Source organism: Sphingobacterium sp. GVS05A (assembly GCF_019969845.1).
GTDB lineage: Bacteria > Bacteroidota > Bacteroidia > Sphingobacteriales > Sphingobacteriaceae > Sphingobacterium.
On the sequence record NZ_JAHXYR010000001.1, the window covers coordinates 394,718 to 413,562 of the forward strand.

Sequence of the window (18,845 nt, forward strand, 5' to 3'; positions counted from 1 at the left end):
AACGAAAATGATTATCACAGAAATCACAAGGAATATCAATCGCGAGCAGACCTATAAGCGTCATGATCTGCTGTCGATTGAATGGTATGAATCCACCAAACGTATTCAACGTCTTCGTACAGCGGAGGGGATGGATATCGCGGTAAAATTATTGGGCAATACTTCCTGCTTGCAGGACGGCGATATCTTGTATGAAGATGAAGAAAAAATAGTTGTGGTTACCATCAGACCCTGTGAAGTTATCAAAGTGATGGCAATTGATTTCCTTCAGATTGCTTTTGTCAGCAGTGAAATCGGAAACAAACATTTGCCTCTATTCGTAGAGGCAAATGAATTGCTGATGCCTTACGAACACTCCATGTACGAGTGGTTGACCAAAAATGGATTTGACCCTATATGCTGTATCCATCAGCTGCTGAATCCACTGCATGCAAACGTAGACTCGAAGCATCATCAAAAGTTGAAATTTTCGACAAAAAATATTCCCCTGTTCATTAAAGAGCAAGAGGATACTGGTACAGCGCCGACGGTCGCATCAACAAATAATGAATAAATAATTTATGTCAATGAAAAATACTTTTCTGGGTAAGTTGCTCCATCTCGCAGATCCGACTCTACCGATCGGTGGATTTACCCATTCAAATGGACTGGAAACCTATGTGCAGCAAGGCTTAGTCTGTGATAAAGCAACTACTGACAAATATGTGCGCCATAATTTATGGTACAATTTAAAGTATAACGATGCTGCCTTGATGAAATTGGCCTACGAGGCTACCTCATCGGCGGATTTAAATGCATTGATCGCTTTGGATCAGGAGTGTACAGCATTGAAGAGTCCAAAAGAGATCCGGGAAGCCAGTAAAAAACTAGGCGTACGCATTTACAAAATATTTAGCCGTTATCAACAGCAGGATTTTGTTGTTGCCTGGGGCAAATTGATTCAGAAAAAGGAAGTGGATAGCCACTATTGCTTGATGTATGGTATGTTAGCTTCGATATTGGAAATTCCTTTGGAAGAAGCATTACATGGCTTTTATTACAATGCGGCCATCACCATGGTGACGAATGCCGTGAAACTCGTGCCGCTCGGACAGCTCGATGGTCAGGATGTTCTTTTTGACCTGCACGATGATATACTTGGGCTCTGTCACGAGACTTTAGCAGTTGAACGAAATTTAGTGGGGCTGTGCAATATCGGATTTGATATCCGCTGCATGCAACACGAACGATTATATTCTAGGGTTTATATCTCTTAAAATCAAATACAATGGAAAATAGAAAATATGTTAAGATCGGTGTCGGCGGTCCTGTGGGTTCCGGCAAAACAGCGTTATTGGAAAGATTGAGCAGACGTCTGGCAAATGAGTTAGATCTGGCAGTTATTACAAATGATATCTACACCAAAGAAGATGCGGAGTATATGGCGAAAAATAGCTTATTACCCCGCGAACGTATTATCGGTGTTGAAACAGGAGGTTGTCCACATACCGCGATACGTGAAGATGCGAGTATGAATCTGGAAGCTGTAGACGAACTGGCTAGCCGTTTTCCCGATCTGGAACTTATTTTGATCGAAAGTGGGGGGGACAACCTCACTTCAACCTATAGCCCAGATCTGGCAGATATCACCATTTTCGTAATTGATGTCGCTGAGGGTGAAAAAATGCCACGTAAAGGTGGTCCTGCGATTACACGTTCGGATCTGTTATTGATCAACAAGAAAGACTTGGCGCCTTATGTGGGCGCGAGCTTGGAGGTCATGGAACATGATGCCCGTATGATGCGCAAAGGTGCTCCATTTTTGTTCTCCAATTTGAAAACTGGCGATGGTCTGGAAGAGATTGTGGGCTGGATCAAGAAATATGCATTGCTTCAAGATATTGAAGAACCTAATTTACTTCGTTAATTATGATTTGTTCTTTAGCCGTCAAAATAGCACATCGTGAAGGGAAATCCTTTATGAAGGATGCTTATGTCACTCAACCTTTTCGCATTGTCCCTGTCGGTCAATATCAAAAAGACAATGCGGCTTATTTGATGATCATGAGTTCCTCACCGGGATTGTTGGATGGTGATGATCATCAGATCAAAATTGATATTGCGCCAGGAGCAAAGTTGCAGTTACAGACGCAGGCTTATCAGCGTCTGTTTCATATGAAGGGGCATTCTTCGCAGACAATGCAGGTGACTTTGGGCGAAGATTCGGTGTTTTCCTATGTTCCTCACCCCGTAGTACCTCAACATTCCTCTCATTTTTTGAGTCACAACATTATCCATCTTGCCTCCAATTGCCATCTACTACTGAGCGAAATTGTGACCTGTGGAAGGAAAATGTCGGGGGAGGAATTTCAATACAATCATTTTCAGAACCTGACGGAATGTTATGTGAATGGTCGACTGGTTGTAAAAGATAATGTGCTGTTACAACCCGACCGTATGCCCATTCAGGGATTGGGCATTCTGGAAGGATATACACACCAAGGGACGCTGATCTATCTGAATAGTGCCGGGTTAAGTCCAGATGAATGGATCGAAGCATTCTATGAGAAATATGGGGAAACCAAGGATGTTGCCTTTGGTATCAGTGCTTTGCAACACGATGGTTTTATGGTGCGTGTGCTGGGGTATGGTGCTGAGCAACTTTACCTTCTTTTTAAAGAGATGCAAAGTGCTTTATGGGAAAAATTATTCCTGAATTAAATAACGGGGACTGAATACAATTTTTAAATAACAAATTATTCTAATGAAAAATAACATCCTGGCTTTTGTTAAAGCTGTTTTTAAGGGATTTGGACAGATTATGTTACAGGGTAACATCTGGACTGGCGTCTTGTTTATTGGGGCTATTATTTATGATTCCGCACTCATGGGATTTGCTGGGATACTGGCGAATCTTGTCGGGGTAATAACAGCGAAATTGATGAAGTTTGACGAGGACCATATTAATGATGGGCTCTTTGGATTTAATGCCACATTATATGGGATTGCGTTGGTCTTTTATTTTCAGGCTAATATCTGGGTATGGGCTGCCTTGATCATCGGTTCTGCACTGACCACGATTTTAATGGGCTTGGCGCTCAAGAAAAATATTCCTGTATTTACGTTTCCATTTATCATGATCACCTGGATTGCGCTATATGTATTGAGTATTCCAGAATTGGCTTTACGGACCGTTCCAGAGCACTTTGTAGATATTGAGGAAATGGACGATTTCCTTATTGAAGGACATGCCTTTGGTCAGGTTATTTTTCAGGGTAGCTTAGTTGCGGGACTGATCTTTTTCATTGGTGTTTTTATCAGTAAACCAATCGCAGCGTTATATGCTTCTGCAGCTGTAATTATTAGCGTTTACATATCGCATCATGGACATGAATCAACCGATATGACCAATAATGGGATCTTTAGCTTCAACGCAGTTTTATGTGGGATTGCTTTGAGCGGGCAACGCGTCAGAGATGGTATTTATGTACTCATTGCGGTTATTATAGCAACCTATTTTGACCATTTCCTGATCCACAATGGTTGGACGACGCTAACGTTTCCTTTTGTGGTCGCGATGTGGGCAATGGAGCCTGTCAAACGACTGGACAATTGGTTGGTGGCTAAATTTTCTGCGACAGCGGAGACATCTTAGTCTTTTTTTACTAAAATTTTATCTGATGTTGAAATTTCGTTTAATAAATCTATTCCCAATAATGCTCTTATTAGGAATTCATGTAAACACCGTATATGGGCAGGTAAGTCCACCGGGGCTTGGTAAAGCCAAAACGGCCTCCTGGTCGGTGTTGGGCCTACGACGCGAGTTAGACAGTTCCGGAACAAAGGAAGCACTGACCTATATCGGCCTGGGAACCAAAAGTACACCTGACGACTCCAATCCTTTTCATAAGCAGGCTATCTGGGTGTTGAATCATGAGGTCTACCACAAATTTGCACCAAATCAGCAATATAGCTATGCACTGAGCTACAGACGTCAAAATGTATATGATGAAAAAGCACCCTACCACAATGAAGGAGTTGAACAGGAATTCCGATTGTATGGACGTTATGCTTATACTTTTAAGCTCGCTGAGCGCTGGAAATGGAAAAATACACTACGACAGGAGTTCCGGAAATTTTTTACCGCAGACTTTCACAAAGCGGAAGAGAATTTTCAGTTTAGAACCCGGCTGAAGTCGCAGTTGAATTTTAAAATCTCCGATAAAAATAAGCAGGAACTGGCATTGAGTGCCGAAGGTCTTTTTGCGATCAGTAAACTGAACGAACCGGATGCTTGGTCGAGCTTTGGTTACAAGGAAACACGTTTGGGTTTTTACTATATGACAGATATCCCAAAGACGCCTTTACGACTGGATGTAGGCTACATGAATGATCTGATCAAGGGCTATGATCAAGTGGATTTTGGTGTGCATTATCTGGCGGTTGACCTCATTTGGAACCTGCCTTACCATAAACATTAGTCTGCCATAAACTTATGTTTTCGATAATCACTGGGTGAATACCCGGTGATTTTTTTAAATAGCCTGGTGAAATAGGAGGGCGATTGGAACTTCAATTCAAAAGCTATCCCCGCAATATCTCTCGTAGCGTCCTGCAAGAGGATCTGGCTATGCAAGATGCTGATTTCAGTAATCCATTGCTTGGGTGGCTTATTGGTTGCCTCCTTCACACATTTGTTCAGGTAGTTCTCCGAGATATGCAATAGATTGGCGTAAAACAATACATTTTTATGGTCAATATGGAACTTTTGGACATATTCCCGAAAGCGAAATGCAATATCAAGTTGCCTGCTCATCGGTGCCTTGGTTTCAATATCCGATTTTATGACCTTCAATAAGATACACTGCATCATCGAGATACATACCTCCATCACGCGACCTTCAGTAAAAAGCTCTTCCTCCAAAAGAATCAGCATTTGCTGAATCCAATTGGCAACATGTGGCTTTAGCGTAGTAAATGGATGAGAATTAAAAAATTTGATGTCATTGATTCCAAGTTCGATATCAGTAACAATTTCGTTTTCATACACCACAAAAAAACCTTCAACATCGTCTGATATGGCCAGTGTTGCGGTGATATTCCCTTGCTTGATATTGATGACCTGATGTTCAGTCAGCGTATAGGAGGCTGATTCCAGATGTTGTGTCAGGGAACCTTTCGTTACGAAAATTAGAAAATTGAATGTAGTACGATAGGGAATGACCGGCATTAAGATGCTCCGGAGATAATTTTCAATTCGATAAACCTGGATTTTACTTTCATTAAATAGATTATGTTCAGAAACATCAGGTAAGAATAACTTTTTATATTCGTAATTGTTGATGATCTTAATCGAATTTTTCATCTTTAAATAATTATAAATTACCTGTCTACGCTCAAGTAGATCAATGAGCCCCATGCACTTGCTATTTGTTTTGCAACCCTAAACAAGCTAATTCCCATGGGATTGAATCGTAAAGGAATTAGTAACGGTAGATCACACAAATATAATCAATTCTTTGCTAAAGAACACCTAAAACAGTTCCTTCCATGTAACGTTTTAAACGGATTTGTAGTATCCGATTGCAATTGAAAAATTTAGGTGAAAATGCTGCCCAATTGTCGATTGGACAGCGTTAGTAGATAGCTATAAGCCGTTATACTTTTTTGCTTTGGCCAAATTTTTCCTGGTTAAAATCTGCAGATTTTCCTTTTGGAATGGATAGTGAAGTCCATTGCTCATCCTGGCACATTTTTCCAATGTAAACGATCTGGCCGACGTGATAGGGGTAGTGTGCAAGTTGGCGGTGGATGGCTGCCAATACGGTATGTCCCTCTCCCCGGATAAAGATTGTTTTCGTCAGGTCTCGCTCATTTAAAGATTCAAGTGCTTGAAATAAACAATCCCAACCTTCGTTCCACAGTGCGATCAGTTGCGCTCTGCTCATCTCGGTATTTTCGAATTCCATATCGCGGTCTCTACCCTCTTTTTCACCATCCGAATGTAGAAAGTCTGTCCAACGCGAAAGCATGTTCCCATGGAGGTGTTTCACAATGAGGGCAATACTGTTGCTAGAGGGGTTGAATTGCCAGAACAATTGTTCATCACTCAATTGAGCGAAGGTCTTGTCTCCCAAAGATTTGAATTCCCGAAATTGCTTGAGGCTACTTGCTAAAAAATTATCCATTGGATTGTGTGTTATGTGTGCTTGTGTTTCTTAGCACAAGATACGAAAATATCAGATGATATCCGGTGAATTTGCTCCTGATAACAGGCTGTTGAAGGGGGAGTCTAGTCCATTTTCTGACCCGATGAGGGGAGGACGGAGAAGTAAAAAAAGGTGGCACTGGGGAGGGCGCCACCTTTAGCTAACTAAACATTAAACATAAATAAACAGTCTTTTTTAAAGACCTAAACTAAAATTACATAACGACTCGGCCACTTGTCGATTTGTCAACCTGGACATTTCGTGGCTGATTTTTTAAGGAGATCTTTGCCGAAGTAGAAACTTTACCGTGCAGATTATCCTTAACACTTAAGGTAACACCGGCCGATGTGCTGGCATTGACCTCTGCATTGCTTGTTGTAAAGGCAGCCATGTCCACTGATGCGGAAGAGTTGGTACTTAAATTCAAATTCGTCGCACTTCCAGCAATTTCCTGTCTTGACGAACTTGTTGAATTCACCGTTAGATTCTTTGCACTTACATCAGCCGTTAACCTGCTCGAGGAACTTGTCGAAAGTGAAATATCATCGGCAATTAATTTTTTAAGTGAAATACGGGCGGACGAAGAAACATTTACCGCTATTTTGCTGGCTTTTATCGTTTCGTTGCTGTAGATTGATCCACTCGAAGAGGCAGAAAAACTTGTCGGAATTTTATTCGAATATACCGTTACACGGTTGTTTCTCGCATTTCTGATCTGTGAGTTTCGTTTATATTGCACATGTAATATGCCATTTTTTACATTTGTTTCTATTAGCGACAGATGCTCCGCATTGTCCGCTTCAACAACAACTTCATTGCGATTAGAATGAACGTAGTCAACACGTAGCGAAGTAGCTGCCGAAATGCCATCCGGAGCGGAAATCTTACGGGTTTCACGTTCTTGCGCTTGAACTACGTATAAAAATGAAATAAAGGCGATGGTTAAAATTCTTTTCATGGGTTTGTCTATTAGTAGTTTTTAATTTTATGCTATTATAATTTTTATTTTAATTTCGAAAAACAGCCTCATTTCCTTCCTTACATATATAATAGTGGTGCCAAAATTTAAAAACCATGTAAATCGTTGATAAGTAGTTCTTTTTGCTTTTGGACTTTTTTTTCTATTGCCCATTTTTGAACAACTGGTGTTCGCTATCGAACAATTTAACTGTTGTTTTTGTGGTTACCACATTCTCTTTTCGTAAGCTGCCTGCCAGAAATGATATTCCAATCGGGAAGCTGTTATAAATACTTGTCGCATTTTCTCCCGATTTGTTGCAGTAGTTTGTTCAGAAATTTGATCGACGTATTTTTTGGCTTTGTTCACTCCCTCGGCGAAGTCCTCACCACTATAGGTATCGATCCATTTGGAATAGGGATTTTGGTCGCCACTGGCGATCGAAACGATGTGGTCGCCAACTTCTTTATAAATCCAAAAGCAGGGTAAAGTTGCAGCCATAGCGACTTCAATAGGTTCAAAGGCGGCTACACTTTTTAAAAAATGCACGTAATGGTGGCAAACGGGTTCTATCTTGTTATCGTCTTCCGGATCCAGACCAAATTCTTTAAAATAGTTTTCATGGAGCGCTTTTTCGACGATAAGCGCATTGCGTCCAAATTCAAAATAATCCAGAGCTTGTTGATTGTTGGCACTCTTTGCACCGATAAAAGCTAAAACACGTCCAAATTCCTCCAGATAGTAAGCATCCTGGCGCATATAGAATTGAAATTTGTCCAGCGGTAGACTGCCATTGCTCAGTTCGGAAATAAAAGGCATTGCTAAGATATCAGCATAAATTGGTCTTATAGCATCCCAGGCTTTATCGCTCCATTTCATGAAAAATAAGTTTAGAAGGGTTGTGGAAATGATTAAGTGGCCCATTTCCTTTGCCAATAACGAGGTCTTTGCTTCCCTTAATTGCCTCGTAGACATAATCTAAAGCGGCAGCGACAGCCTCAGCAAGGGGGAATTGCTGCGCTAACTGGCTCGCTATTGCTGAAGAAAGAGAGCAGCCGGATCCATGTGTATTTTTGCTGTCAATTTTTTGTGATTTAAATACCAATGGTGATGCATGTTGCTGAAAGAGGAGGGAGGTGAGCTCGCTTGTCTGGAGGTGTCCGCCTTTAATAAGGACTGACTGACATCCTTTTTCAAGAAGTTCAATACCTGCTTTTTCCATTTCTTGGACCTCAGCTATGGTTCTTCCGACAAGTACACTGACTTCATCCAGGTTGGGAGTGATAATCGTCGCTTGTGGAAAAAGCAAGTCCATACATGCCTGTATTGTGTCATCATGGATCAATTTGTGACCACTTGTCGACACCATCACGGGATCAAATACGATTGTTCCACGGTAATCTTTCAAATAGCTGCTGATCAGTTCGACAAGTTCAATCGTGTGAACCATCCCGATTTTGATCGCATCCGGATAAATATCATCGAAGATCGCATCCAGTTGCTCACGTACTGCTTGGGTCGGTATCTCGTAAATATTCCGCACCCCTTGCGTGTTTTGCACTGGTAATGCCGTTAAGACATTCATGGCATAACATCCAAGGGCTGATATAGTTTTCGTATCGGCTTGGATACCAGCTCCGCCACTGCCATCAAACCCCGCTATGCTCAGTACAGTGGGCACTGTATATTTTTTCGTTATGGTCATGTTAATAATTCCTTTAATTGAGCGCTATGCGCCCTTGGGTTTTTACTTTGGCAAATTGCCGATACGACCGCAATGGAATCTGCGCCAGACAGCCAGGCACTTGCGCTGGTGTCTAGGTTCATGCCTCCGATGGCGATCAAGGGCTTTTCAGTTAGATTACGTAACTCAGCCAATCCACTGATTCCCCAGGTTGTAATGGTGTCTGTTTTTGTTTTTGTTGGAAAGATTGGGCTGACACCAAGGTGGTCTACAGCGGCCATCTGTTTGCTGTCAAGTTGTGTCCGATCTTCAAGCGACCAGCCAATTTGAAGACGCTGTCCGTATTTTTCCCTTATTGCTATAGGTTGAAGATCATTTTGTCCAACATGCACGCCCCATGCCTCGATTTCAATTGCAATATCCACGGCATCATTGATGACCAATGGGATTCCATAGCGATCGGTAATCTGCTTTAGCTTCTTGGCTTTTTCCAGAAACCCCGTCGGCGTTTCGTTCTTTTCGCGTAACTGAATAATATCTACACCACCGATTATGGCTTCTTCCGCAATATGGAGCCAAGATTGTGGGTAGCAGTCCTGTTCGGAGATAACCAGATACAAGGGGTAAGGAAACAGGGGATTAATTGCCATAATGCTTCAAGTTGAGATGCATCCGGATACGCTCTTCATTCAGCAGATACAGTTCATCATAGAGATTCATCTGTAAGGAACCCGGACCAGCGGATCGCGCTGTAGCCAGTTCACCTGCTAAGCTCAAAAGGGAGACACCGGCGGTCGCTGCTTCAAAAGGATGGTCTGTGACTGCTAAAAATGCACCGATGAGTGCAGTTGCGCTACAGCCAAGTCCGGTAACCTGGGTCATCAAGGGGTGTCCATTGTGCACCTCAGCGGTATGCTGTTCGGACAGGATATAGTCTACCTTTCCGGAGATGCAGATGATAGATCCCAATTGTTCTTGTAATGCTTTACCAAAGCCGATAGCTGCTTTGCTGTCTGCGGTGCTGTCTACACCTTTGGTATTGACCTCGTTGAAATTATAAAGGCTCATGATCTCCGATGCATTTCCCCGTATCACAGTTGGCTTTAACTCCAAGAGATTTGCTAATAGGTCATTGCGAAAAGCGGATATTCCCGCACCCACAGGATCCAATACCCAGGGGCGGCCAATGTTATTGGCGTGTTCTGCTGCCACAAGCATAGACTCGGCAGTAAGTTCACTCAATGTGCCGATGTTAAGTACCAATGACTGGGCAAGATCAACAACCTCGCGTACTTCGGATGGGCTGTGAACCATGACTGGGGAAGCTCCAAGAGCAAGGAGTGCATTGGCGGTGCTATTCATCACCACCAAATTCGTAATATTATGTACAAGTGGTTTTTGTCGTTTGACCTGTGCTAACAGATCGATAATTAAATCTTCCATTCCTTTTTGTTCGCTATGTTTGATGGTGGCTTTGTCAGGAAGAAATGAGACAGATGGGCTGTCCGGTATATTTCAATATACCTAAGCGGTTGCTTTTCCCTACGCCGGTATAAACCGAATCAGGTTCGAAGGGACTATCTCAATTCTATACAGAATACCCCCAAAGCCATATCAAATTTAGACAAAAAAAAGGACTTTTTATAGCCCGTGTTTTATTCGGCCCAAGAATAGTAAAAATGACTGCGAGCGATTTGACCGACATTTTCAGTATCAGTAAGGAAATAGCTTGAGCCGATAACTAATACAGGATGATGTCAAAATGATCTCGTGCAGCTAAGCTGCTTGTTAAGAATTTATATTGTCTTCAGCTGGCAATTCCGTGTAGTCAGGTGGGGTATAAGTGACGCGGGCAAAATTTTTCGTCAGGAGTTCCGTATCAACAACCTTTCCACCCTGAAATTTTAGGAATTTTTCCCGCCATATTTCATTTTTTCGATAGAATTGATCTTCTATTTTAAGGAATTGATGGTCCTTTTCAATGACGTGATAGGCAAAATCGAGCTCCTGATCGATCCTCAGTTCACCTTCAAGACATTTTTCGGTAAACCAGAGATTGATCTGAAACGTGTAGGGTGTATTGTTGGTAAACTGATAGTCCCGATAGTTGTAAAATACCGTTGCACCGCTTCCGAAAGGTAATACACGCCCATCATCGGGAAACGGATCAAAAGAATGATGATAACGCTCTGCGACTGTCAGTGGGCTATGGATAACAAGCCAATGGATCAGATTGGAGATCTGGCATATTCCACCACCGATACCTGCCCGTGCTTCGCCAAAAGACAATTCCATCCCCAGAAGATAGCCTTTCTTTTTTGTGGGCTGCCCAACTAGTTTACAGAATGAAAAGGTTTCACCGGGGTGGATCAGTACACCGTTGATCTGCTTTGCTGCAATCTTTAGATTGGTCACTTTATTGATCTGCAGCTGCATATTGTTTTCTCCCAACTTCTTTAATAAAACAGACTGGTGTTTTTTGATGCGGTACTGTAGCGCTGTTGTAGACTTGGTTTTTGTGTACTTTTTATTATCCAGTAACCAAATGGCTTTTCTTTGTGTTCTTCTTACCCAAACAGCAAGAAAATATAGCAAAGGGTGACGTTGACTTATTAATTTCCGTTTTTTCACTAATGACAAATGATTGTTTATTGCTTCCTCATGTTTCAGTTTGCGCGTTTTGATTATTGAGAATTGGCGGGATTTTTCTTTGTTTGTATTGTTTTAGAAGTGATTTTATTCTGTTTATCAAATACAGTGCTCTCGTATTGATAATCGCCCTGTTCTTTTGAGATTATTTTCAATTCCAATGTACCATCACGATAAAATAGGTAGGTCGTTTCGTTGCCTTGCACAGCTATTTTGGATTCAGCAGTGAGCTTCCCCCTCGTGTCAAATACCTGCCACGAAGAGAAATTGTCTGCTTTTGGGTTATCATAATAATACAGTGTACGTTTTTCGATAGCGTCATTTAGCCCTGAAACTTCCTCAATAAGCTGCCCATTTTCATTGTAACGGCGGTCGACCCAATGCATCCGTTGGTAAACGAAATGAATGGACTCCTCCCGGATCAATTGATATTGATCATTTAAATGCTGGATGGAGACGGACCGCCGCTCAGGATCGGTAATGAGAATAGCATGCGGTAAGTATTGATAAATTGTACTAGAGGACCATTTGCTATTTTGAAGCTGTTGTATCGAATCGATTAATCCCCATTTGTTGTAAAAATATTTGGTGTAAAAATTGATCCCATTAGACAAATTGTTTGCCGAGAGTTCTTTGCCTTGCTGATAAACGGTTGTTATAATGCCGCTAGGTTTTTCGAGGTTCTCCCCTGTAAAGGTCTGCGAAATATAAGTTCCGTCATATTTGCCTTTTTTCTGAGTGGAGTAGATCGGAAGATTGGATCGAGAGATGATGGCCTTAGCATATTGCTTGGATGGTTTAAACGGAATAGCTGCGATGGAATCGAAGAATAGTTTCCCATCGTATTTAAGCGCTTTTTGAGGCGTACTTGTCTGCTTATTATTTGTCAATATTGGCTTTGCGGCCTGTAGATAGCTTTGACTGTCATAGATCACTTTCGGTCGGCTCTGACCATCAAACAGGATCATGGCATTGCGTTGTTTGAGGGTTGGTGCATCCACTGTCCACTTACGCTTGTTGACAACAAAAGTAAATTTTTGGGCATCTGTTTTTGAGACCAGGAGTTTGGTGGTACTATAGGGAGCCAGTCTAATAATTTCATTCGCCTTTTGATCATGGAGACGCATCGCGAAATCCGTTGATTTATCGGATTCATTGGTAACGAACAGGATCGCTTGTGTAGGCGCTCCGATTTCCATTGATTTTATCGTTTGAGATCGTGCTACAGTCGTACAGAACAGGAGTGCCAATAACTGGAAAATGATCGAATGGGGCTTTATTGATCTGGAATGACAGTTCATTTAAATAGGGGAAACTTTGGCTTTATATGTTTTAGTTTAGTACTTCTTTTAGGAATAGTAAAGTATGCTCCCAAGCACGTTTGGCCATAACAGGGTTATATTCTGGTGATTCTGGATTGGTAAAGGTATGGCCAGAATTGGCATAGGTAATGATCTGCCAGTCGGCTTTTCCTTCATTAAGTTCCTTAACCAATCCATCATAATCTTCTTTTGATACACTTTTGTCAGCGGCGGGATGTTCAACCAATACTTTTACATTGATTGCTGCATTAGGTCTGTCGACTGATTTGGAGAGCCCACCATGAATACTGACCACAGCTGCGACAGGAAAACCAGCGCGTGCTGTTTCCAGCGCTCCGGTTCCGCCAAAGCAGTAACCAATTACTGCAATTTTTTCGGGATCAGCTCCTGCTTCCTTCAATTGTTTCAGAGCAGCCGAAATGCGCTGCTGATAGGCCTTGTAGTCTGCTTTATATTGGCCGGCGATTTTCGAAGCCGCCGTGTTGTCTGTAGGAATATTTCCTTCACCATAGATATCGGCAATGAAAGCAATATAACCTTCTTTTTCAAGTTGTAAAGCAGCTTGTTTTGCTTCATTGTCTATGCCTTTCCAAGCGGGTAAAATAAGGACTGCAGGCCCTTTTTTATTAGCATTGGACGTGATAAGCCCATTTAGCTGCTGTGTTCCGTCTTTATAGGATACCTGTTTTAACTCCTGTGCTTTCATGCTCATGGTAACGATAGTTAATAGAAAAAATGTCAAAGCTGTTTTCATCTGTTCTTAATTTTTTTTAGCCATCAGATGGCCTGTGTGATTAAACATAATACCGCTGTTTCCGGTGAAAGTCCTTCGTGTGTTTATAAACAAATTTAGACTCAGGATGGTTTTATTGACTCAATAATTCCGATCACATCCAACTGTCCCAAGCCGTTTTCATGTGCCTTTTGATAGGTGTCTAGCAAGGTGCCAAGCAGGGGATAGGTGGCTCCTGCCTGTTGTGCCAGCCGGATATCTTTTAACATCAGATCCAGTGCAAATGCTGCGGTATAATTTCCTTCTACGAGCAAAGGTGTTTTTACTTTTGTTGCTCCGCTACCACTGGCACTATCGTTGATAATCTCTAGCATTTCACTGCGTTCAATCCCTAATTGATCGGAGAATAAGATGGTTTCGGCCAGACCTTGATAGATGATTGATAGAAAATAATTGATGGCTAGTTTTGCGGCAATACCTTTGCCATTTTCACCAAGGTGTTTAATGGATTTTCCCATCTTTTCAAGGTAAGGTCTAGCACGTTCAAGGTCGGTCTGTTCTCCGCCAACCATAATGATCAATGTACCTTCTGCAGCAGGTTTGGTGCTTCCAGCGACAGGAGCATCCAGAAATGTAGCACCTTTTGCTTTTAGCTTATTGGCAAGATTGATACTCACATCTTGAGCGATGGTACTCATATCCACAAATAATTTTCCGCTGATAGGCTGTTCAAGAATTTTGCTGTATACCTCTTCGACTGCATCATCGTTTGTCAGCATGGTAAAAACGACGTCACTGGCGCCTATCAGATCTGTGACTTCACTATAAACAGTTGATTGTGCTTCAAAGTCTCTTGTTTTGGCGATGTTTCTGTTGTAAACGGCAAGCGGAAAACCTGCTTTTTCAAGGTTTTTTGCCATGGGATTCCCCATGTTTCCTAATCCTATAAATCCTACGTTTTCTGTTTTCATATTAAATCCTGTCATGTGAATCGAACGTTCTGCTCACAATAAAGGTACAAATGTTTTTGGATCTATGGGGTGCAAAGCTAGGACAACTGCACAAGTATTGAAATCTGCTTCGGTAAGCTTTATATCCGTTTGATATGAATTTATTTCTGCTGCTAAATCAATACCCTGATCTCATTCCTGAGCAGTACAATCTTGTCTTCATTTTCTAGTTTTTTTAAGATCCGGGAGACGACAACGCGGGAAGTATTCAGATCGGATGCAATATCCTGATGAGTAAGGGTAAGGATTCGGTCGTTGGTAAGATTTACTTTGGCTTTTAGGTAATTGAGGATACGTTCTTCCATATTGGAGAATGCAAGATTATCTATGGCCTGAAGCATTTCATTCATTCGACTCGAATAGCTTGATATAATGAAATTCCGCCAGGATGGGTATTTTGCCATCCAGTCATTGACCTGTTCATTGGGGATCATGGCTACGGTTGTATCCTTTTCAGCCCGGGCACGGATTTCACTTTTTTTATTACCCAGACAACAGGCAATAGACATGGTGCAGGTCTGTCCCTGTTCAAGATAATAGAGTAGGAGTTCGCCTCTGGCTTCATCCTCGCGGACGACTTTGATCGCTCCCGCTAGCAATAGGGGCATTGCGCTAATGTATTGGTCGGTATCGATGATGAGATCGCCTTCACGAAAATTTTTGATGCGAGCGTGCTTTATAATTTCTTCAATCAATGCAGGTTCAAGAACACCTGCGTAAGCTTGTTCAATGGACAACATAGTTTTTTATTAGTAATTAAATATAGCCATTTTGATTTTAAGGGGCGCGGTGTTTGACTAAAAAAATGCTAAGACCTTATGCTCTGTTGTATTAATAAAGAGTGTTTCAGGTAGATGTCGGATAAAGAAAACGAAAATAAAATAATGTATCGACTTATTCAAAGAAGACAAAATTTTATTTTGACTATTTTTGAGATATTTCCATTAAAATAATGTTTTTATTGTGTTTATGTCAATGGGCTGATTTCTGAATTATTGTTTTGATCTTAAAACCGAGCTTAATCTATGGAAGATTAAAATTTGAAGTGAATATAAATGCACTGAATACAGTTATGCTAGTGTTAAAATTAGTTAAAAAGACAATCAATTCCTAATTTTGCGGCTCAAAAAACAAAACAATCACATCTAAGATGAAAAAGTCTTTACTTTTTTTTGCACTTGTTTTTGCTAGCTATGGCGCGGTTCATGCACAAACAGCAAATACTAGTTCGGTTTCAGGAGTTGTAAAAGAGGCTACTGGACAAACAGTTAAAGGAGCAACCATTAAAATCACCCACATCCCAAGTGGACAAGTTGTAAGCGGCTCAGCTGATGCTCAAGGAAAATTTCAAATTTCAAATCTTCAAGAGGGTGGTCCCTACAAAGTGGAAGTGACCTATATTGGTGAAACACCAGTTGTCATTGAAAACATCATGTTGAAATCAGGCGAATCGTTGAATATAAATCCGACTTTTTCGGAGAATTCTTCAACGGATTTAGATGAGGTTGTTGTTGTTGGTCATGGTGTTATTGATATTGCTGTAGGTAGAAAAACACCTATTGCGGTATCTACAATCCATAAAAGAGATTTAGAGGAAAAAGTAGGAGCACAGGATATTACTTCAGCGCTTGCCAATACTCCATCTGTTTATATTACTGGTCAAGCCAAAGGTTTTGGTGAATCTTCAATGACTACACGTGGTTTTGACCAATCCAATACCGCATTTTTATTGAACGGTCAGCCGATCAATGGTATGGATAATGGTAGCGTATATTGGTCAAACTGGTCTGGTCTTACGGACATTGCATCATTGGTACAGATTCAACGTGGTCTGGGAGCTTCTAAATTAGCCATTTCATCTGTAGGGGGAACTGTAAACTATGTAACGCAATCCACTTCGATGAAAGAAGGTGGTTTTGTGCGGACAACAGTCGGTAACGACATGTTTATGAAAGCTACTGTTGGTTACAATACAGGTTTGATGAAAAACGGATTTGCTGTTTCGGCAATGTTTACGCAATGGTCTGGTAACGGATATATGGATCATACTGAAGGTGCAGGACAGAGCTATTTCCTATCTGTAGGTTATAAAGCAAGTGAAAAGCACAACCTTAACTTGATGATTACAGGAGCCCCGCAATGGCATAACCAAGGATTTACATCTAAATTATCAAATTACTTACAATATGGTAAGCGATACAATGATAACTATAAGGATGTCAACGGGGTGATGATGAATCCACAGAAGAACTTTTATCATAAACCGGTTGCTAACTTAAACTGGGATTGGACCATCGATGATAAATCTTCATTATCTACTGTTGTATATGCTTCTTTGGCTGCTGGTGGTGGTCAAGGGTTAAGAGGTGACAAGTACAACAAAGAAAAATACCTAGCAGCCGATGTGAACAATCACCAATGGTTTGGTGTTGTTTCAAACTACAACCATAAACTTTCAGAGTCTTTGAATTTTAACATTGGTTTTGATGTCAGAGATTATAAAGGTACACATTACCGTAAGTTAACTGATCCACTTGCCAATACAAATGGTGTATTGTTGGGCGGTAATATTAATATTACTGATCCGGTATATGTAACCAATACATATTCCACTAATCCTTGGAAAGCTTTCTCAAGCAAGCCTGATTCTCGTGAAGACAGACTGTCTTGGGACTATAACCAATATATCCGCTACGGAGGTTTATTTGGTCAATTGGAATATGCTAAAAATGGTTTTACAGCATTTTTCCAAGGATCAGTTTCTGAACAACAAAATAAGCGTTACGATTATTTTCAATATACACCGGGAAATGAAAAATCCAAAACAGTTAACAACTTTGGATACAATACCAAAGGTGGTGTAAGTTATACTTTGGGGAAACACAGTATTTTTGCTAATGCAGGGTATTATTCCCGTCAGCCTTATCAAAACAATATTTTCATGAATTATGCAAATGATATCAATGAAAATGCTGACAATGAAAAAATTCTGGGTTTAGAAGCTGGTTATAAATTTGCTTCTCAATTCTTGGATGTGAATGTGAATGTTTACCGTACAACTTGGGAAAATCGAGTTACAGGTAGCTCTAGACTGGCAACAGATAAGGACGTTGCTAAATATAACCCACAGAATGATCCGAGCGTTTTGCTTGCGGGACAATATATCTATACGTCAAATTACGGTGTTAAACAGGATCATAAAGGGGCGGAATTAGACATTGCAGCTCGTCCGTTTCATGGGCTTACTTTAACTGGTTTTGCATCAATCGGTGATTGGAAATATGATGGAAAAGTAACAGCTATTGAACGCAATGATAACCGTGTTGAACTAGGTAGAGAAGAGGTCGATTTGACTGGGGAGCGTGTTGGAAATGCTGCGCAGACAACTTACGGTTTTGGTGCTAAATACGTTGTATTCAAAGGATTTTCAGTTGATGGTAACTACAGACAGTATGAACGCCTATATTCTTCAAGACATAGAACGGTTGAAGAAAACGGTAAAAAGGTTGGTCGTGTAATTGAGCTTCCTTCTTTCAATCTACTGGATGCCGGATTATCCTATGAGGTTAAAGTAAGTGATAAAAATACAATGAGTTTCCGTGTTAATATGAATAATGTATTAAACAAATTCTATATCTCCGAGGCTACCTCCAGTACAGTAACTACAAATGCTGACAATATCTGGAATGGTATTGATACATCCAATTTTGTATTGATCGGTCAGGGCAGGACCTGGAACGCTTCAGTGAAATTTACGTTCTAGTAAAATCCTATTTGTATTAAAAAGACTCACATTATTGTGGGTCTTTTTTTGTTTTTTAATAAAAACTTAATACTTTTAGGTGATCTAACTGCCAACCTGATGTTGCATAAATTAATTTGTCTGGAAAATTTACAGATAGGTACCGTTTATTTTTCCGCTTTTGTGGTAAACCTGGATGGTGGAAATACCGGTTTTGCTTTATTTATTAACCAAGAAAATGACCCGATTTTTATTTTTCGAAAAGAGAAGAAAAATGAAGTGTCTTTTCATGTCAATGAAGACCAATTTTTTTGGATCGTGAAAAATAGTCAATTTACAGCTAGTGAACGCCAAAGCTTTTTCGCCGAGTTTGTTGAGTTTTTACGTTTAATGGAGGACAAGGTTTCCAATTATGTCTTCAAACATGAAAAGCTTGTCAGATTTACAAACTCAAGGGATATCGTTCGCTACAAATATCTCTATTTGACCGGTGAGTTGAACTAAAAGGTTTCTATTTAAACAGGAAAGGAAAGCTGTTAAATTTCTTTTGTATCGAAAT

20 protein-coding genes and 1 riboswitch are annotated in these 18,845 nt (G+C 40.8%); of the genes, 8 read left to right on the forward strand and 12 right to left on the reverse strand.

The genetic code is table 11. From position 1 onward, the window contains the following. Positions 1–7: 7 nt before the first annotated feature. From LC454_RS01580 to LC454_RS01605, 6 genes are all read left to right on the forward strand, one after another. A complete protein-coding gene (locus LC454_RS01580; protein WP_223578494.1) occupies positions 8–553 on the forward strand; it encodes an urease accessory protein UreE in 546 nt (181 codons plus the stop codon). A gap of 13 nt (positions 554–566) precedes the next feature. Then, a complete protein-coding gene (locus tag LC454_RS01585; RefSeq protein WP_223578509.1) occupies positions 567–1,256 on the forward strand; it encodes an urease accessory protein UreF in 690 nt (229 codons plus the stop codon). Positions 1,257–1,267: 11 nt separating this feature from the next. Next, complete coding sequence (gene ureG / locus LC454_RS01590; RefSeq protein ID WP_077435600.1) at positions 1,268–1,906, forward strand: urease accessory protein UreG; 639 nt, start codon at positions 1,268–1,270, stop codon at positions 1,904–1,906. Positions 1,907–1,908: 2 nt separating this feature from the next. Then, positions 1,909–2,700 (forward strand): urease accessory protein UreD, encoded by a 792-nt coding sequence (locus tag LC454_RS01595; RefSeq protein ID WP_165306253.1) that lies wholly within the window; start codon positions 1,909–1,911, stop codon positions 2,698–2,700. Positions 2,701–2,743: 43 nt separating this feature from the next. Then, entirely contained in the window at positions 2,744–3,634 is an 891-nt protein-coding gene (locus LC454_RS01600; RefSeq protein ID WP_223578511.1) for an urea transporter, read from the forward strand. Positions 3,635–3,695: 61 nt separating this feature from the next. Further along, positions 3,696–4,460: a DUF2490 domain-containing protein gene (locus LC454_RS01605; protein WP_223578513.1), complete on the forward strand. Its 765-nt coding sequence runs from the start codon at positions 3,696–3,698 to the stop codon at positions 4,458–4,460. Here LC454_RS01605 and LC454_RS01610 read toward each other — a convergent pair. The 12 genes from LC454_RS01610 to LC454_RS01665 all read right to left on the reverse strand — a co-directional run bounded on the left by LC454_RS01610 (position 4,457) and on the right by LC454_RS01665 (position 15,284). Then, a complete protein-coding gene (locus LC454_RS01610; RefSeq protein ID WP_108632377.1) occupies positions 4,457–5,344 on the reverse strand; it encodes a helix-turn-helix domain-containing protein in 888 nt (295 codons plus the stop codon). The two genes, LC454_RS01605 and LC454_RS01610, sit on opposite strands and share 4 nt — an antisense overlap. A 292-nt stretch (positions 5,345–5,636) precedes the next feature. Then, positions 5,637–6,167: a DUF1572 family protein gene (locus LC454_RS01615; RefSeq protein ID WP_223578515.1), complete on the reverse strand. Its 531-nt coding sequence runs from the start codon at positions 6,165–6,167 to the stop codon at positions 5,637–5,639. Between the two features lie 235 nt (positions 6,168–6,402). Further along, on the reverse strand, positions 6,403–7,146 hold the full coding sequence (locus tag LC454_RS01620) for a GIN domain-containing protein (RefSeq protein ID WP_223578517.1): 744 nt from the start codon (positions 7,144–7,146) through the stop codon (positions 6,403–6,405). Between the two features lie 225 nt (positions 7,147–7,371). Next, on the reverse strand, positions 7,372–8,025 hold the full coding sequence (gene tenA / locus LC454_RS01625; protein WP_223578519.1) for a thiaminase II: 654 nt from the start codon (positions 8,023–8,025) through the stop codon (positions 7,372–7,374). After that, positions 8,009–8,851, reverse strand: coding sequence for a bifunctional hydroxymethylpyrimidine kinase/phosphomethylpyrimidine kinase (gene thiD / locus LC454_RS01630; protein ID WP_223578521.1), 843 nt, complete (start codon positions 8,849–8,851; stop codon positions 8,009–8,011). The genes tenA and thiD overlap by 17 nt, the downstream gene beginning before the upstream one ends. Beyond that, on the reverse strand, positions 8,848–9,480 hold the full coding sequence (gene thiE, locus LC454_RS01635; protein WP_223578524.1) for a thiamine phosphate synthase: 633 nt from the start codon (positions 9,478–9,480) through the stop codon (positions 8,848–8,850). The genes thiD and thiE overlap by 4 nt, the downstream gene beginning before the upstream one ends. Next, positions 9,470–10,273: a hydroxyethylthiazole kinase gene (thiM, locus tag LC454_RS01640; protein WP_223578526.1), complete on the reverse strand. Its 804-nt coding sequence runs from the start codon at positions 10,271–10,273 to the stop codon at positions 9,470–9,472. The genes thiE and thiM overlap by 11 nt, the downstream gene beginning before the upstream one ends. A gap of 79 nt (positions 10,274–10,352) precedes the next feature. Continuing rightward, positions 10,353–10,445, reverse strand: a riboswitch (TPP riboswitch). Positions 10,446–10,618: 173 nt separating this feature from the next. After that, positions 10,619–11,461 carry a VanW family protein gene (locus LC454_RS01645; RefSeq protein WP_223578528.1) on the reverse strand — a complete coding sequence of 281 codons (843 nt, stop codon included), beginning with the start codon at positions 11,459–11,461 and terminating at the stop codon, positions 10,619–10,621. Positions 11,462–11,514: 53 nt separating this feature from the next. Beyond that, entirely contained in the window at positions 11,515–12,678 is a 1,164-nt protein-coding gene (locus LC454_RS01650) for a hypothetical protein (RefSeq protein ID WP_223578530.1), read from the reverse strand. Positions 12,679–12,811: 133 nt separating this feature from the next. Then, positions 12,812–13,555, reverse strand: a complete 744-nt coding sequence (locus LC454_RS01655) for a dienelactone hydrolase family protein (protein WP_223578539.1) — start codon at positions 13,553–13,555, stop codon at positions 12,812–12,814. A 101-nt stretch (positions 13,556–13,656) separates the two neighbouring features. Then, a complete protein-coding gene (locus LC454_RS01660; RefSeq protein WP_223578541.1) occupies positions 13,657–14,520 on the reverse strand; it encodes an NAD(P)-dependent oxidoreductase in 864 nt (287 codons plus the stop codon). A gap of 137 nt (positions 14,521–14,657) precedes the next feature. Then, positions 14,658–15,284: a Crp/Fnr family transcriptional regulator gene (locus LC454_RS01665; protein ID WP_223578543.1), complete on the reverse strand. Its 627-nt coding sequence runs from the start codon at positions 15,282–15,284 to the stop codon at positions 14,658–14,660. Positions 15,285–15,694: 410 nt separating this feature from the next. Here LC454_RS01665 and LC454_RS01670 point away from each other — a divergent pair, with 410 nt between their 5' ends. Beyond that, complete coding sequence (locus LC454_RS01670) at positions 15,695–18,307, forward strand: TonB-dependent receptor (RefSeq protein ID WP_223578545.1); 2,613 nt, start codon at positions 15,695–15,697, stop codon at positions 18,305–18,307. A gap of 99 nt (positions 18,308–18,406) precedes the next feature. Next, positions 18,407–18,790, forward strand: a complete 384-nt coding sequence (locus LC454_RS01675; RefSeq protein ID WP_223578547.1) for a hypothetical protein — start codon at positions 18,407–18,409, stop codon at positions 18,788–18,790. The last annotated feature ends 55 nt before the right edge of the window (positions 18,791–18,845 follow it).